The following is a 15,589-nucleotide window of genomic DNA, read 5'->3' on the forward strand; positions in this document are numbered from 1 at the left end:
GGCGGAATCGCCGCACCGGCCGGGAAGGGGACTCAGTGGCTGCGCAGTATTTCCACGATCTCGCGGCTGTGATGCATCAGCCGGATCAGCTCCCCCTCGATACTGATCGTCACGATGCCGTGCTTGTCCACCGGCTTGACAATCACGCCGTGGCGGTAGATGTCGTGGTCCAGCACGGTGCCGACCTCCAGCTTTTTCTGCCAGCCCGGCGGCAGTTCGCCACCGCGTTCGGCTTTCTTCTGCAGCCCCGGGGGCAGCTCCTTGCCGGGCTTGGCCAGCACGCCCGCGGCCGGCAGAAGCAACAGTGCGGCGAGCCCGCTGGCAATGATCGATCTGTACATACTGCCGTCCTCAGTCTGATAGATAGTATTCGATCGTGGACACCACGCGCACCTTCTTGATGTGCGGGTTGTTCTTGTCCCGGTCGCGGATACTGAACTGGCCCTGGGAAGCGCGCCGGATCTTGCCCAGTACGCTATCGGAATCCTCGGCAAACTTCTGTGCCACCCGTCGCGCCTCCACGGTGGCCTGTTCGACCATCTGCGGCTTGAGTTGGTTCAATCCGGTAAAAATGTATTCGGTCTGGCCCTGGTAGTTGTTCTGGGAAAAGGCGATGCCCTCGCGCCCCAGCTCCGCCAGCCTGTCCATGGCCGCGCGCACCTTGTCCACCTGGCCTGAATAGACGGTCACCGTCTGCAGCGCGGTGTAGCGGAACTCCGGTCGCTGGCCGCCGCCGTACTGCTGCGCGGACTTGTCCGTGACCGCCGGCATCGATACCGAGACCGCAGTGGCGGCGATCCCCTGCTCGCCCAGGAAGCGCTTGATGCGCTCGCTGCTGGCGGCGATATCGGCGTAGAGGTCCGACAGGTCGTTGCTGGCGGCGGTGAACTGGATCGGCCAGATCACGATATCCGCCGGCACTTCCCGCTCCGCCAGCCCCTTGACCGTCACGGTGCGCTCGTAGCCCTTGAACTTGTCCACGGCGCTGCCCATCAGGATACCCAGCGCGACCAGCCCCAGCAGTATGCCGGCGCCGAGCAGCAGGGCGGCGAGGTTATTCTTTACTTTCGTCATCGAATCCGTTTTCCTTTCCCAAGCAAAAAGGGCGAACACCGCAATGTTCGCCCTCCACGCCTTAACCGTGCCTGAACCCTGTCGATATCAGGTGCAGATTTCGTCGTAGCCGCGGCCGCGGAATTCCAGCAGGCAGAAGCCGTGGCCGAAAGGGTCGCAGAGACCGGCGATGGCACCCCATTTGTTGACCCGGATTTCCGATTCCAGCGTTGCTCCGGCGGCAACCGCCTTTTCCACCGCCGCTTCCACATCGTCCACCACCATATCCAGGTGCAGCGGTGTCCAGTGGCGCTCGTAGCGGCGCGCCTGCGACGCGGAACCCGCCGCCGGTGTGCCAGCGGCATTCTCCAGCAGGTACATGGGCGCGCTGCCGCCCAGCATCTCCACGGCGCCGGCACCGAGACGGCGGCCGACGCGAAGGCCAAAAGCGTCGCGATAGAATGCGATCGCGCGGTCCAGGTTGTCGACATCGATATTGATCAGAAACTGCATGGCGATTTACGCCCGCCCCGCGGGTCTGGACTGCTGGCAGTTCCAGCAGTAATCGAAGGCCGCGCCGTTCTCCTCGCCGCAGCTCGCACAGCGCCAGGCGCTCTGCCCGGCGTTGTCCTCGCGCAGCAGCTGACGCGCACGCTCGAAGTCCCGCTCGCGCTCCAGCCACAGTTCCGGCCAGGTCTGGTGCGGGGCCAGGTCTCCGGAACCGCCCTGGGCGAATTCATTTTTCAGGAATACGGGGATACCGGCCACCTCGAGCTTGCTCTTGGCCAGCTCTACCAGCAGGCGGTTTTCGTGGGTGAAAATCAGTTTCATGGCTTCGGCATCGATTACTCGGCCATATTAAACTGGAATTTCATTTTACGGTCGGGCGTGCCAACGGGCTCACCACCGACATATCTGGGCGCATAGCGCGCCTGTTCGAGATACTTGATGGCAGCCCTGCCGAAACCGGAGGACCCCTCCGTATCGAGGATTTCAATATCCTCGGCAAATCCAGTATCTGAAATGGTGAAACGTGCAACGGCGTAGCCTTCACGGTGGCTGTCCAGCGCCATTCTGGGGTATTCCAGGCGCCGGCTGAATATGGGCTCCGGCTCCCGGTTCATATCGAAGGGCCTCGCCTTGCCGATAGCGCGACACTGGGCGATGGACTTCTCCGGTTGCTCCATCTCCTCATAGACCTCGACCAGGAAAGCACGGGTTGTCAGTTCCAGGGGGCTCGCCTTGCTGCCTTTGACTTCAGCCAGGTCCAGCGCCTCCAGCAGCATGGGCTCGGCCTCATCATACCGGTTCCGCGCCAGGTAATACTTCCCCAGGTAAAAGGCCGAGTAAAAATGGTTGAGCTGGGAGTTTTTCCAGGGGCCACTGAAGGCCGTGTAGGCGTCCTGCAGATATTCTTTCGCCCGTGGATCGGCGGCGGAATCCAATGCTATCTTGCCGGCCTCTAGGCTGACAATCGAGTGGAGAGCGGAGTCCTCCCCCTCCCGTTCCGCGGCAATTTCCAGCGCGTCACCAATATAGCGGCGATAGCGCCAGCGCTGCGAATGGCCGACATCCCCGGCCCTCGCCCTGGCGAGTTCCAATAGAACATCTATTGATTGTGTACTTCTCTCTCCATAAATTTTTTCATAGCTCGCGAGGGACTTTTTCAGGTAGACCCCGGCCCTGCGCCAGTCGTTTGTGGCGATGAGCGCTTTGCCGTAATTCAGGGCTGCAGCGGCGAAATTCTTGTTGGCTTCGGGCAGCTTCTCCGCGACCCTGTAAACGGCCTCGGCGGCTTCGACGATCCGCCCCCTGTCATCGCTCTCAAGCGCCTTCTGGTAATCCTGAAAGCGATCCCCCAGCTCACCGGCCGAGGCCGACAGCGGAATACAGATCAGCAGGCACAGTAATACCCGGAACCCCATCCATCGGTCTTTTTTGTTCATTCTCTGCCCCTTCCTGTAGTCCCTTCCTGCGGTCCCTTCCAGCTTTCGGCCGCACATTGCGACCGTCAATCCAGCCGTCAGGGTATCAGTATTGGCGGGCGACTCAAGCGACAGGCGGTCAGTGCGCGGCGCAGTCCCCGCCGGCACAGGCGGTGCTTTCCGACAGGGTATTGATCTCGAGGACCGGCGCCCCCTGGGCGCCCCGTGCGACCATCCGCACCCGGCCCGGGGCGCGGGCGGTGTACTCCTGCACGATTTCGCCCGCGGCATTCCGCTGTACCGCCAGTTGCTGGCCGGCGGTCACGTAATCGCCGCACCCCACTTTCAGCTCGATCCAGTGTTTTTCATCACCGGCTTTTGCGGGCGCACCGAGAAAGTGTTCGATTTGCCGAAAGGTGAGCGCGGTATCCACCGCAACAGCGGCATGGACGCCGCCGCTGCCGATAGCGATCAGCAGCAGCACCGGGAAAAGACAACGATGGGAATTCATGACCGCACTCCATCCATATACCACAAAAAGTGGCGGGCCCGGGGGCCCGCCAATTCAGAGCTCAGAGCAGTCTGTCGCCAGGTTCATCCAAACGGGGGGATTACTTCAGGTATAGACGAAAACGGAATCCGGCGCCATTGACCGGCAGGTATTGGCAAGAATGTATCGCGGCCGGATACAAAAAAGGGCCGCGATTGCGGCCCCGATAAAACGCAGGGGCCGGATCCGGCCCCATTGCCTCAGCGGATATCGATCCAGGTGGATTTCAGTTCGCAGTATTTATCCAGCGCGTGCAGCGACTTGTCGCGGCCGTTGCCGGACTGCTTGAAGCCGCCGAAGGGCACGGTGATATCGCCACCGAAGTAGTTGTTGATCCACACGGAGCCGGCGCGGATATCCCGGGCCACGCGGTGGGCCCGGCCGATGTCCCTGCTCCAGACGGCGGCGGCCAGGCCGTAGATGGAATCGTTGGCAATCTGTACCGCCTCGTCTTCACTGTCGAACTCCAGCACCGACAATACCGGCCCGAAGATCTCCTCGCGGGAAATGGTCATCTCGCCGGTCACGCCGCTGAATATGGTGGGCTCGTAGTAGTGACCACCGGAAACGGCATCCGCCGGCTGGCCGCCGCAGACCAGCTGTGCCCCCTGCTCCAGGCCTTTGGCGACGTAGAACTCGACCGTATCGAACTGGCTCTGGTCGATCAGCGCCCCCATGCGCGTATTCGGGTCCTGCGGGTGGCCGGGCTTGAACACCTCGGCGGCCTTCTTGACCTTCTGGATAAACTCCGCGGCGATGCCCTTCTCCACCAGCAGGCGGGTGCCGGCGGTGCAGGTTTCGCCCTGGTTGTAGAACACCGCCAGCGCCGCGGCCTCGGCGGCCTTGTCCAGGTCGGCATCGGCGAAGACGATATTGGGGCTCTTGCCACCCAGCTCGAGGAAGGTGCGCTTCAGGTTGGACTGGCCGGAGTACTCGGTCAGGGTCTTGCCCACTTCGGTGGAGCCGGTGAAGGTCAGGCAGTCGATATCCATATGCAGGCCCAGTGCCTTGCCCAGGCTGGAGCCGGGGCCCGGCAGCACGTTCAGCACGCCGTTCGGCAGGCCGGCCTGCCTGGCCAGCCCGGCCAGTTTCAGCGCCGTCAGCGGCGTGTTGGAGGCCGGCTTCAGGATCACGCTGTTGCCGGTGGCCAGCGCCGGGCCCAGTTTCCAGGCGGTGGTGGACAGCGGGAAATTCCACGGCACGATGGCGGCCACCACCCCCAGCGGCATGCGCTGGATCAGCGCCAGGTCATCCGGGCCGGTGGGCGCCACCTCGTCGTAGATCTTGTCCACCGCCTCGCCACTCCAGCGGATGGTGGTGGCCGCACCGGGCACATCGACATTCATGGTGTCGCCGATCGGCTTGCCGGCATCGAGGCTCTCCAGCAGCGCCACCTCGTTGATATTTTCCTCGATCAGCTCGGCGAAGCGCACCATGATCTTCTTGCGCTCCATCGGCGGCATCTTCGACCAGACGCCGGACTCGAAGGCCTCTCGCGCCACCTTGACCGCCCGCTCGGCATCCTCCGGGCCGCAGCTGGCCACCTGCGCCAGCTCAGTGCCGTCGGCGGGACTGACGTTGGGGCGGGTGGCGCCGGACAGGGCATCCACATAGTCGCCGTTGATAAAGGCGCGGCCCTCGATCTCGAGGGTGGCGGCCAGGTCCTGCCATTCCTGCAGGGATTGTGGGGTCTTGTTCTGTTCCGGCATGGCACACCTCTACTGGGATTGAGTTAAAACTGAAGCATTATTCAGTTTATACTGAAAATGTGATCACAAATCAAAGGGTATCAGAATCCAGCCCGAATGGAGGCGCGCTGCGATGGAATCCGGGCGGAAAATCCCGGATTCCGCTTCGCTCCATCCGGGCTACGCATGTTCCCTGATTATTGCGCATTGCCAATGGCCTCAAAGGTGCCCGTGTCGCGATTCTTGCGCGCGCCGGGAATCGGGAAGACGCGGTTGTGGAAGGCGATATAGAAGCCGGGCTGCACCAGGCGCGCCGCCAACAGTGCCTCGGTGACATTCTGGCGCGCGTCCGAATCGATAAAGCCCATGGGCTTCATGGCGCCGGTAAAGACCACCGGCACCGCCGGTGTGCCGAGCTGCGCGAAGCAGTAGTCGGCGGTGACGGACATGGTGTCGGTACCGTGCAGCACCACAATCGGCTCGCCCTGGCTGGCGGTCTCGGCGATGGCGTCGGCGATCTGCTGGCGGTCGCCGTCGTCCATCTCCAGTGAATCCTTGTTCAACACGCTCTCCAGTTCCAGGTGCGTGTAGGGCAGGCGCAGGCTGGCGATCAGGCCGTCGCGAATAATAGAGGCGCGGTTCTTCAGGGTGCCCTCGGCCTCGCAGTAGCTCTTCTCGATGGTGCCGCCGGTGGTGAGGATGCGAATGGTGGTGATGGGATTGAGTTCGGTCATCGCTGTCGCCTGTTTCAGATCTGTCTGCGCCGTGGCGCCTTTTGGGCGCGGTTCGCGTTGGCGGCCCGGTGGGGCCGGCGGCATCATAGTGCGGTGAAAGGGTAGCGGCAATATCGAGTGCCATCGTCATCCCGGACTTGATCCGGGATCCAGATCCCGAGCCGGATTCCGGCCTTGGGAGCCACTGCGCTGGATGCCGGATCAGGTCCGGCATGGCGATATAGAAGCTCTTGCCGTCATCCCGGACTCGATCCGGGATCCAGTGCCGAAGCCCGGTTTCCACCCGGCGTTCCCGGGGGCCCGATCGGGTCCGGCATGGTGAAGGCGTCAGGCCACGGTCGTCTCCACCCGCAACCAGTCGTCCTCCAGCTGCATCGCCAGCCGATCGCCGTGCAGCAGTTCCCCCACGCCGGCGGGTGTGCCGGTCAGCACCACATCGCCGGGCTGCAGCGTGAAGTGGCTGCTGACATAGGCCACCAGGTCCAGGATCGGTGTCAGCATGTGCGCGCTCTTGCCCCGCTGGCGCACCTCGCCGTTCAGCCACAATGTATAGGTGAGGCCGTCCCAGTCCGGCGTCCAGTCCAGTTTCACGAACGGCGACAGCGGGCAGGCGCCGTCGAAGCCCTTGGATTTCTCCCACGGGTGGCCGTCGTTTTTCAGCTGCCGCTGCAGGTCACGCAGGGTCAGGTCCAGCGCCAGGCCCAGCCCGGCAATGGCGGCGGGTACATCGCCGGCATTGGCGCCGCTCAGGGTATCGCCGACCAGCAGTGCCAGCTCGCCCTCGAAATGACAGCTGCCGCGGTTCGGCGGCAGGTGCAACGGCTCGGCCATCGGCACCGCGGCGGTGGCGGGCTTGATGAACAGCAGCGGCTCGTCGGGCACCGGGCTGTTCATCTCGGCGGCGTGGGCGGCGTAGTTGCGGCCGACGCAGACAATCTTGCCCGGTTGCAGGTCGGTGGCGGTGCCGCAGGTGAACTGGTGTCGGTACATTTATGAAGCCTCTGAAAAGCGTAGCGAGCGGGTGGCTGGTGGTGGCCGCCGGAGCGGAAAAAGCGGAGTGTACTTCAGTACATGAGCATTTCGACCGGGCTGGCGCACCAGCACCGCCGGACGCCGCCAGGCGCACGCGCAGTAACTTTGCAGTGGCTTCATAACTGATTTCGATGGTTAGGATAGGCATTTCGAATAAAGCGCCACAGGCCGCTTGTGGTATGATCGCGCCTTCGCCGGAATCCCGGCGTCCTCAACGAAGTGACTCAACCCGAATCGACGCATACACATCGCGTTACTGGCGCTCAGTGAAGAGATAGTTTATGGCTCCACAAACCTCCCTGCAAAAAGACAAGATCCGCATCCTGCTGCTGGAAGGCGTTCACCAGACCGCCGTCGACCTGCTCGCCTCCCGCGGCTACACCAATGTGGAGCACCTGAAGACGTCGCTGCCGGAAGAGGAGCTGATCGAGAAGATCGCCGATGCCCACTTCGTCGGCATTCGCTCGCGCACCCAACTGACCCGCCGGGTACTGGAAAATGCGCCCAAGCTGATCGCCATCGGCTGTTTCTGCATCGGCACCAACCAGGTGGACCTGAAGGCGGCCACCGAACTCGGCATCGCCGTGTTCAACGCCCCCTATTCCAACACCCGCAGCGTGGCCGAACTGATCGTGGCCGAGACGATCCTGACGCTGCGCGGTATTCCGGAGAAGAATACCGTCTGCCACCGCGGCGGCTGGCAGAAATCCGCCAGGGGCTCCTTCGAGGCCCGCGGCAAGACGCTGGGTATCGTCGGCTACGGCGCGATCGGCTCGCAGGTATCCGTGCTGGCGGAAGCCCTGGGCATGCGGGTGATCTTTTTCGATGTGATCACCAAGCTGCCGCTGGGCAACGCCAGCCAGGTGGGCTCGCTGGACGAACTGCTGGCGCAGGCGGACGTGGTCTCCCTGCACGTACCGGAGACCCCGTCCACCAAGATGATGATGGGCGCGGAGCAGATCGGCAAAATGAAGCCGGGCGCCATCCTGCTGAACGCCTCCCGCGGCACCGTGGTGGATATCGACGCGCTGGCGGAGGCGCTGAAGAGCGGCAACCTGGCCGGCACGGCCATCGACGTATTCCCGGTGGAGCCGCGCGGCAACGACGACGAGTTCCTGTCGCCGCTGCGCGGGCTCGACAACGCGCTGCTGACGCCGCATATCGGCGGCTCCACGGTGGAGGCGCAGGAGAATATCGGTGTCGAGGTATCCGACAAGCTGGCGCTCTACTCCGACAACGGCACCACCACCAGCTCGGTCAACTTCCCCGAGGTGGCCCTGCCGGGTCACGTCGGCGCACACCGGCTGCTGCATATCCATCGGAATATCCCCGGCGTGCTGAGCGCGATCAACCAGGTGTTCTCGGAAAACGGCATCAACATCTCCGCGCAGTTCCTGCAGACCAACGAGACCCTGGGCTACGTGGTGATCGATGTGGATGCGGAGTACTCGGACCTGGCACTGGAGAAGCTGAAGAACGTCGACGGCACGCTGCGCTGCCGGGTGCTGTTCTGAACCTCCTGCCACCGCTTCACCGGTAGCCCGGATGGCGCGCAGCGGAATCCGGGAAGCTCGGTGTGCACATACCCCCACCAACCTCCCGGATTCCGGCGCTGCGCGCCTTCATCCGGGCTACACCTGACTTTCCTGTAATTTCCCCGTAGAATTCGCACCACGCGACAGCGGGGCGTCCGCTTCGCTCTCCCTCCCGCCCGAACCTGCGAGTCACCGTGCAAAATCGAGATGAATCCGCTACAGCCGGCCTGCTCGCCGGTGTTTCCGCTTTCCTCTTCTGGGGACTGGCGCCGCTGTACTTCAAACTGCTGGATGAAATCACCGCGCCGGAGATTCTCGCCCACCGCAGTATCTGGTCGCTGCTGCTGGCACTGGGGATACTGCTGTTGATCGGCAAGTTTTCCGATTTCACCGCCACCCTGCGCGATGCCGGAAAGATGCGCACCCTGGCGCTGTCGACACTGCTGATCGGCAGCAACTGGCTGGTGTTCATCTGGTCCATCACCAATGCGCACCTGCTGGACGCCAGCCTCGGTTACTACATCAACCCGCTGATCAATGTGCTGCTGGGCGTGCTGGTGCTGGGCGAGCGGCTGCGGCGGCTGCAGTGGATCGCGGTGGCCCTGGCGGCGGTGGGGATCGGCCACGAGCTGTGGCAGTTCGGGCGGGTACCGGTGGTGTCGCTGTTCCTGGCCTGCTCCTTCGGTCTCTACGGCCTGGTGCGTAAGCGCGCACCGGTGGAGAGCCTCACCGGCCTGGCGATCGAGACCCTGTACATGCTGCCACTGGCACTGGGCTTCCTGCTGTGGAGCGCCAGCCCCAGCAGTAACCTGCTGAACAACAGCTGGCAACTGAATGGCCTGCTGTTGCTGACCGGCCCGATTACGCTGACACCACTGCTGCTGTTCAATATCGCCGCGCGCCGGCTGAACCTGTCCACCGTCGGCTTCCTGCAATACCTGGCGCCGACACTGATGCTGTTGATCGCCACTTTCCTGTTCGGCGAGCCGTTTGGCGAGGGCAAGCTGGTGACCTTCGGCTTTGTCTGGGTGGCGCTGGCGATCTATACCGTGGATGCGCTGGCGCAGCGCAGGAAGATGCGCTTGCAGAGGAAGGCGGTGGTCTGACTGCGCCGGGAACGCCGGGCCCCGGGCCCACTAGTGGGCCGCTTGTAAAGTTCGGTAACAAAGGAGCACAGCCAAATCGTTCAGATCAAGGCGAGAAAGCGCTGGAATAGCAGCGTTATTTCAAGCTTTCTCAACGCAGAGCTGGGCGATTTGGCGAAGTGAACTGTTACCTAACTTTGCGAGCGGCCCACTAGGTATTCAACCAGTCATCCAGCGCCTTCAGGATCTGGTGCCGGTACGGCTGCGTCTCGTTGATCATCTGGTGCCGCGCCCCGCGCACGATCACCCGCTTGCTGTTGGGGAAGCGACTGCGGATCGCGCGCATGTTGTAGCGCCAGGAAACCGTCTCGTCGCCTGTGCCCTGCACCACCAGGACCGGTTTGGGGTTTTTGGCCGTTTTGGGGAAAGTCTTCAGCCAGTCCACCATCGCCCCCAGCCAGCGCATCGACATCACCGGCGACTGCAGCGGGTCGCGGTGCGCCTGGCGGCGGGCGAACTCGGCGTCGTGGGTATTGATATTGAAACCGCGGTTGGGGGCCATCAGGAAGAAACGCCCCAGGTAGAACATCCATTTGCGGATATGCCAGCGCGCCGGGCGGATCAGCGGCGCCAGCAGGAAGACCTTGTCGAACGGCTGCCAGCAGCTGTATTGCAGGTAGGCCAGCAGCGCCGCGCCGCCGGTGCTCTGGCCGAGGGCGTGCCAGGGGCCGGGCAGTCTGTCGCGGGCAATCTGCAACAGCGCATCGAGCACCTGGCGGTACTGCAGGAAGGTATCGATGGCCACCGGCTCGCCGCTGGACAGGCCGTGGCCCGGGAAATCGAAGATGACGACGTTGAGGTGGCGCTCCAGGCCAAAGCGCACCGCCGCGCCGTAGATGCCGGTGTGGTCGAAATAGCCGTGGCAGATAAACAGGGTGCCGCGCGGCCTGTCCACCAGCCAGTACTGGGCCACCAGCTCGAAACCCGCCGCGGTGAATGTACCCACGCCGGTCCTGCTGGCCAGCGGGAACTGCAGGTCGTAGTAGTTGCGGTATTCCTGCAGCGCAGGCAGTAGCGGGCCCTCGTCGGCGGCACTGAAGTCCAGCGCCGGCAGCTGTTCGCGCAGGGCAGAATAGTCCGGTCTTTTCAGTACCGGGCTGTGTTCGACGGTGGTGATATCTTGCAGTAGGTCCATTGGCTCAATGGTACTGCATTTTTATTGACGGTGGTGGGGAGGGGGGTCCCGGGGCGGAGCTGGCGCTCCGCGGTTCCGGGATCCGGTGCTATTTTATCTGCGGCACCAGCTCGCCGGATTCGTAGCGCTGGGACATGGTTTCCAGGCTCACCGGGCGGATTTTGCTGGCGTTGCCGGCAGTGCCGAAGGCCTCGTAGCGGGCCACGCAGATTTCCTTCATGGCCTGCATCTGCACCTTGAGGAATTTGCGCGGGTCGAACTCGGCCGGGTTCATGGCCAGGAAGCGGCGGGTGGCACCGGTGGAGGCCAGCCGCAGGTCGGTGTCGATATTGACCTTGCGCACCCCGTGCCTGATGCCCTCGCAGATCTGTTCCACCGGCACGCCATAGGTTTCCGGAATATCGCCGCCGTAGTCGTTGATGACCTTCAGCCACTCCTGCGGCACCGAGGAGGAGCCGTGCATGACCAGGTGGGTATCGGGGATACGCGCGTGGATTTCCTTGATGCGGTCGATGGCGAGAATATCTCCGGTGGGCGGGCGGGTGAACTTGTAGGCGCCGTGGCTGGTGCCACAGGCGATGGCCAGCGCGTCCACCTGGGTTTTCTTGACGAAATCCGCCGCCTCTTCCGGATCGGTCAGCAGCTGGTCGTGGGACAGTTTGCCCTCGGCGCCGACACCGTCTTCCTCGCCGGCCATACCGGTTTCCAGCGAGCCCAGGCAACCCAGTTCGCCCTCGACCGATACGCCGCAGGCGTGGGCCATATCCACCGCGCGCTGTGTCACATCGACGTTGTACTCGTAGGAGGCCGGGGTCTTGCCGTCCTCCTGCAGGGAGCCATCCATCATCACCGAGCTGAAACCCAGCTGGATGGAACGCTGGCACAAGGCGGGGCTGGTGCCGTGGTCCTGGTGCATGACAACCGGGATTTCCGGGAATTCCTCGATTGCGGCGAGGATCAGGTGGCGCAGAAACGGCGCGCCGGCGTATTTGCGCGCGCCGGCGGAGGCCTGCACGATCACCGGCGAGTCGGTCTGCCGGGCCGCCTCCATGATCGCGCGCATCTGCTCCAGGTTGTTGACGTTGAATGCCGGCACACCGTAGTTGTGTTCGGCGGCGTGATCCAGCATTTGGCGCAAGCTGATAAGTGCCATGGGCTATACCTTTGGTTTCTTAACTGTCATCTTCTTCCGAATGGGTTCCCCGATCTTGCGCCGGGGTAACCGCTGTGGGCCGGGTAATTCCCGGCTCTCATTGGGCACTTCTGGTAACTGCAATCGGTGCCCTTATTTGTTTTCTCCACGAATTCTTGTGATTCGCTTGCGGGGCGGGCCAGGCCCACCCCGTAACCACCTCAATCAGTCGTCGGCACGGCTCTCCAGCACCGCCACCGCCGGCAGGGTCTTGCCCTCCACGTATTCAAGAAACGCGCCGCCACCAGTGGAAATATAGGAGACCTTGTCGGCGATGCCGTACTTGTCCACCGCGGCCAGGGTGTCGCCGCCACCGGCGATCGAGAAGGCGTCGCTGTCGGCGATGGCCCTGGACAGCCGCTCGGTGCCGCCGCCGAACTGATCGAACTCGAACACCCCCACCGGGCCATTCCAGATGATGGTTCCGGCCTGCTTCAGGATTTTGTCCAGTTGCGCGGAGGACTCGGGGCCGATATCGAAAATCATATCGTCGGCCGCCACCTCATCCGCGGACTTGGTCTCCGCCGCGGCGGACTCGCTGAATTCCTTGCCGGTGACCACGTCCACCGGCAGCGGGATATCGCACTGTTCCATCAGTTTGCGGGCGGTGTCCGTCAGGTCGTGCTCGCACAGGGATTTGCCCACCGGCTTGCCGCTGGCGGCGAGGAAGGTGTTGGCGATACCGCCGCCGACGATCAACTGGTCCACCTTGTCCGCCAGGGTCTCCAGCACGGTCAGCTTGGTGGACACCTTGGAACCGCCGACGATGGCGACCATCGGCCGCGCCGGCTCCGCCAACGCCTTCTGCAATGCGTCCAACTCCGCCGCCAGCAGCGGGCCGGCGCAGGCGACCGGGGCAAATCTGGCCACGCCGTGCGTGGAGGCCTGGGCGCGGTGTGCGGTGCCGAAGGCGTCCATGACGAAAATGTCGCACAGTTCGGCGTAGGCCCTGGCCAGCGCCTCCTCGTCTTTCTTTTCACCGGGATTGAAGCGCACGTTCTCCAGCAGCGCGACATCGCCGTCCGCCAGCTCCACGCCCCCGCGCCACTCTTTCACCAGCGGTACCTCGCGGCCCAGCAGCTGGCCCAGGTGGGCGGCTACCGGCGCCATGGAGAACTCCTCCGCGTATTCGCCCTCCGTGGGCCGCCCCAGGTGGGACATCAGCAGCACTTTGGCACCCGCCTCACTGGCGGCCTTGATGGTGGGAAGTGCCGCGCGGATACGCGCATCGGAGGTCACCGCACCGTCTTTTACCGGAACATTCAGGTCCTCGCGGATCAGGACGCGCTTGCCCGCCAGATCCAGGTCCTGCATCAATTTAACCGCCATAGCCAATCCTCTTTGCTGATAACTGCTGGGTTGAGATCCGGGAGCCGGGCCCACCGGAAACGGGCGCGGATTATATGCCGATGAGGTGGCCGTCGCCCACCGGGCGGCGGCCGCGCGGAGTATATCAAGCCGTTCTGTAGTTGGATTACCACAGGCGGGCCGCAGGACACTGATAGCGCTGTCATTTTTACACGGCGCGCGCAGCCCCTATCATTGGCCGCTCACTGAACCAAGGGAGCAACTGGATGGAGAAACGCAACCGCCGCCGGCGGGAAAAAGTGCACTTTGCCGGCAGCAGCGGCGACACCCTGGCGGGTGTGCTGGAATCACCGGCGGGAGCGCCCCGCGGCCAGGTCCTGTTCGCCCACTGCTTCACCTGCGGCAAGGACGTAGTCTCCGCCTCCCGCATTGCGCGGCGGCTGGTGGAGTTGGGTTACGCGGTACTGCGTTTCGACTTTACCGGTCTCGGCGACAGCGGCGGCGACTTCAGCCACACCAACTTCTCCACCAATGTGCAGGACCTGGCCTGTGCCGCCGGCTTCCTGCGCCAGTCCGGCCGCCCCGCAGACCTGCTGGTGGGCCACAGCCTGGGCGGCGCCGCAGTACTGGCGGCAGCGGCGGATATTCCCGAGGCGAAAGCCATCGCCACCATCGCCGCACCGTCGGAACCGGACCATGTCATCCGGCAGTTCGCCTGCTCCCTGGAGACCATCGAGCAGAAGGGGCAGGCGCAGGTACAGTTGGCTGGGCGGCCATTCGTGATCCGCAAGCAGTTCGTCGAGGACCTGGAAGAACACGAGATGGGCTATATCCAGCAGTTGGGCCGGCCGCTACTGATCTATCACTCGCCACTGGACCAGACGGTATCCATCGACGAGGCCGCGGACATCTACAATCGTGCCATGCACCCCAAGAGCTTTATCAGCCTCGACGACGCCAATCACCTGCTGACCCGCAGGGAGGATGCCGATTACGTGGCCGACACCCTGGCCGCCTGGGCGGCGCGCTACCTGCCCAACGGCGGGAGGGAGACCGACTGATGCTGGGCCAGGAGGAGATGGGCGGTTACTGCCCCTACTGCGGCGAGCCGATCACGCTGCTGGTGGACCCGTCGGCGGGCGAACAGACCTACATCGAGGACTGCGCCGTCTGCTGCCGGCCGATACAGATCAGCATCAGCGAAGGTAACGACGGCGCCCTGCAGATATCACTGCGGCACGAAGACGAGGCCGACTGAGGGTCCCCGCGAGCCTGCGCCATACGATCGCGCGACAAAGCCCTTGCACCGCCCCCGTCCGGCGCTAAAATCCGCCCTCAATTCCACATAAAACGCATGGTCTTTAATCGACCGGAAATACAAGGAGCCCCCGGGATGGAATCAGCCGATACCGATCGCGTGTTTCAGAGCTATGGCCGCTGCTGTAAAAACGAACTCTTTTTCGTCGACTTCTACGATCGCTTTATGGGCAGCTCGCCGGAGATCCGCGCCATGTTCATCGATACGGACATGAAGCAACAACGCCACCTGCTGCGCAACGGCATCATGCAGCTGATCCTGCACGCCCGCGGCATGCCCGGTTCCAAACTGCGGGCCCTGGGCGAGAGCCACTCCCGCGGTGGCTACAACATCCGCCCGGACATGTACGGCACATGGCTGGACGCCTTGATGGATACGGTGCGCAAACACGACCCGGAATACAGCGACACACTGGCCAGCGCCTGGCGCCGCGCCCTGCAGCCGGGGATTGAACTGATCCGCGGCGCCTATTGAACGGCCGGCCGACAAAACGAAAAAGGGGCCGTCAGCCCCTGTTTTTCACTTGGCGCAACCACTCAATTGGCATCGGGCAGCGACTGTTTCTGCTCCTCGCGCAGTGCCCTCAACCGCTCGCTGGTCTCCGCCGCAGTTTTCCGCTGCGGGGAGATATCGTCCACCGCGGCCGCCTCCCCGGCCCGGGCGTTTGCCGTCGCCTGCTGTTCGGCACTGTAGTCCGGAGCCAACACCACCTTGGGCGCATTGCTGTTGAAGCCGATCAATACCCAGATAAAAAACACCAGGCACAGGAAACGGATTACCAGGCTGCGGTCCAGCAGCCAGTGCATGCCCTCGTTCCGCCCGTGGAGCAGGCGTACACGGAAGAACACATTCAGGGCCAGCAGCACAATCGCGGCAATCACCAGCCAGGAGGCGAGCCCGCCGAGAACCGATACCAGCCAATTGGATACCTGCAAGTTGAATTCCATACTCTTCTCCTAGTGACCCTTGTGCGC

At 63.4% G+C, this 15,589-nt stretch carries 18 protein-coding genes; 5 read left to right on the forward strand and 13 right to left on the reverse strand.

Features of this window, described 5'->3' with window-relative positions; translation table 11 throughout:
* Positions 1–32 precede the first annotated feature (32 nt).
* The 9 genes from MWN76_RS09825 to MWN76_RS09865 form a co-directional block, all read right to left on the reverse strand.
* Positions 33–341 (reverse strand): hypothetical protein, encoded by a 309-nt coding sequence (locus tag MWN76_RS09825; RefSeq protein WP_250461231.1) that lies wholly within the window; start codon positions 339–341, stop codon positions 33–35.
* A gap of 10 nt (positions 342–351) precedes the next feature.
* Positions 352–1,074, reverse strand: coding sequence for an SIMPL domain-containing protein (locus MWN76_RS09830; protein ID WP_250461232.1), 723 nt, complete (start codon positions 1,072–1,074; stop codon positions 352–354).
* Between the two features lie 87 nt (positions 1,075–1,161).
* The gene (locus MWN76_RS09835; RefSeq protein WP_250461233.1) at positions 1,162–1,566 is read right to left on the reverse strand and encodes a VOC family protein; all 405 of its coding nucleotides are present in this window, start codon (positions 1,564–1,566) and stop codon (positions 1,162–1,164) included.
* 6 nt (positions 1,567–1,572) lie between these two features.
* The gene (locus MWN76_RS09840; RefSeq protein ID WP_250461234.1) at positions 1,573–1,884 is read right to left on the reverse strand and encodes a putative signal transducing protein; all 312 of its coding nucleotides are present in this window, start codon (positions 1,882–1,884) and stop codon (positions 1,573–1,575) included.
* Positions 1,885–1,898: 14 nt separating this feature from the next.
* Positions 1,899–3,146: a TonB family protein gene (locus MWN76_RS09845; protein WP_250461235.1), complete on the reverse strand. Its 1,248-nt coding sequence runs from the start codon at positions 3,144–3,146 to the stop codon at positions 1,899–1,901.
* Positions 3,118–3,489 carry a hypothetical protein gene (locus tag MWN76_RS09850; RefSeq protein ID WP_250461236.1) on the reverse strand — a complete coding sequence of 124 codons (372 nt, stop codon included), beginning with the start codon at positions 3,487–3,489 and terminating at the stop codon, positions 3,118–3,120. The genes MWN76_RS09845 and MWN76_RS09850 overlap by 29 nt, the downstream gene beginning before the upstream one ends.
* 239 nt (positions 3,490–3,728) lie before the next feature.
* On the reverse strand, positions 3,729–5,237 hold the full coding sequence (locus tag MWN76_RS09855) for an aldehyde dehydrogenase (RefSeq protein WP_250461237.1): 1,509 nt from the start codon (positions 5,235–5,237) through the stop codon (positions 3,729–3,731).
* A 176-nt stretch (positions 5,238–5,413) separates the two neighbouring features.
* A complete protein-coding gene (locus MWN76_RS09860; protein WP_250461238.1) occupies positions 5,414–5,950 on the reverse strand; it encodes an asparaginase in 537 nt (178 codons plus the stop codon).
* Positions 5,951–6,277: 327 nt separating this feature from the next.
* Positions 6,278–6,940, reverse strand: a complete 663-nt coding sequence (locus MWN76_RS09865; protein ID WP_250461239.1) for a fumarylacetoacetate hydrolase family protein — start codon at positions 6,938–6,940, stop codon at positions 6,278–6,280.
* A gap of 323 nt (positions 6,941–7,263) precedes the next feature.
* On the opposite strand from MWN76_RS09865, the gene serA reads away from it, so the two are divergent.
* Both serA and rarD read left to right on the forward strand, forming a co-directional pair.
* On the forward strand, positions 7,264–8,496 hold the full coding sequence (serA, locus tag MWN76_RS09870; RefSeq protein ID WP_250461240.1) for a phosphoglycerate dehydrogenase: 1,233 nt from the start codon (positions 7,264–7,266) through the stop codon (positions 8,494–8,496).
* 215 nt (positions 8,497–8,711) lie between these two features.
* Complete coding sequence (rarD, locus tag MWN76_RS09875) at positions 8,712–9,623, forward strand: EamA family transporter RarD (RefSeq protein WP_250461241.1); 912 nt, start codon at positions 8,712–8,714, stop codon at positions 9,621–9,623.
* Between the two features lie 190 nt (positions 9,624–9,813).
* Here rarD and MWN76_RS09880 read toward each other — a convergent pair whose 3' ends face one another.
* The 3 genes from MWN76_RS09880 to MWN76_RS09890 all read right to left on the reverse strand — a co-directional run bounded on the left by MWN76_RS09880 (position 9,814) and on the right by MWN76_RS09890 (position 13,318).
* On the reverse strand, positions 9,814–10,797 hold the full coding sequence (locus tag MWN76_RS09880) for an alpha/beta hydrolase (RefSeq protein ID WP_250461242.1): 984 nt from the start codon (positions 10,795–10,797) through the stop codon (positions 9,814–9,816).
* A gap of 88 nt (positions 10,798–10,885) precedes the next feature.
* A complete protein-coding gene (fba, locus tag MWN76_RS09885) occupies positions 10,886–11,950 on the reverse strand; it encodes a class II fructose-bisphosphate aldolase (RefSeq protein WP_250461243.1) in 1,065 nt (354 codons plus the stop codon).
* 204 nt (positions 11,951–12,154) lie between these two features.
* A complete protein-coding gene (locus MWN76_RS09890; RefSeq protein ID WP_250461244.1) occupies positions 12,155–13,318 on the reverse strand; it encodes a phosphoglycerate kinase in 1,164 nt (387 codons plus the stop codon).
* A 245-nt stretch (positions 13,319–13,563) separates the two neighbouring features.
* Between MWN76_RS09890 and MWN76_RS09895 the strand changes: the two genes are divergently transcribed.
* From MWN76_RS09895 to MWN76_RS09905, 3 genes are all read left to right on the forward strand, one after another.
* On the forward strand, positions 13,564–14,358 hold the full coding sequence (locus MWN76_RS09895; protein ID WP_250461245.1) for an alpha/beta hydrolase family protein: 795 nt from the start codon (positions 13,564–13,566) through the stop codon (positions 14,356–14,358).
* Positions 14,358–14,555, forward strand: a complete 198-nt coding sequence (locus MWN76_RS09900; protein ID WP_250461246.1) for a CPXCG motif-containing cysteine-rich protein — start codon at positions 14,358–14,360, stop codon at positions 14,553–14,555. Before MWN76_RS09895 ends, MWN76_RS09900 begins: the two co-directional genes overlap by 1 nt.
* Before the next feature lie 135 nt (positions 14,556–14,690).
* The gene (locus MWN76_RS09905) at positions 14,691–15,089 is read left to right on the forward strand and encodes a globin (protein WP_250461247.1); all 399 of its coding nucleotides are present in this window, start codon (positions 14,691–14,693) and stop codon (positions 15,087–15,089) included.
* 62 nt (positions 15,090–15,151) lie between these two features.
* On the opposite strand, the gene MWN76_RS09910 is transcribed toward MWN76_RS09905, so the two are convergent.
* Entirely contained in the window at positions 15,152–15,562 is a 411-nt protein-coding gene (locus MWN76_RS09910; protein ID WP_250461248.1) for a hypothetical protein, read from the reverse strand.
* Between the last annotated feature and the right edge of the window lie 27 nt (positions 15,563–15,589).

The organism is Microbulbifer litoralis, assembly GCF_023634065.1.
Lineage (GTDB): Bacteria > Pseudomonadota > Gammaproteobacteria > Pseudomonadales > Cellvibrionaceae > Microbulbifer > Microbulbifer litoralis.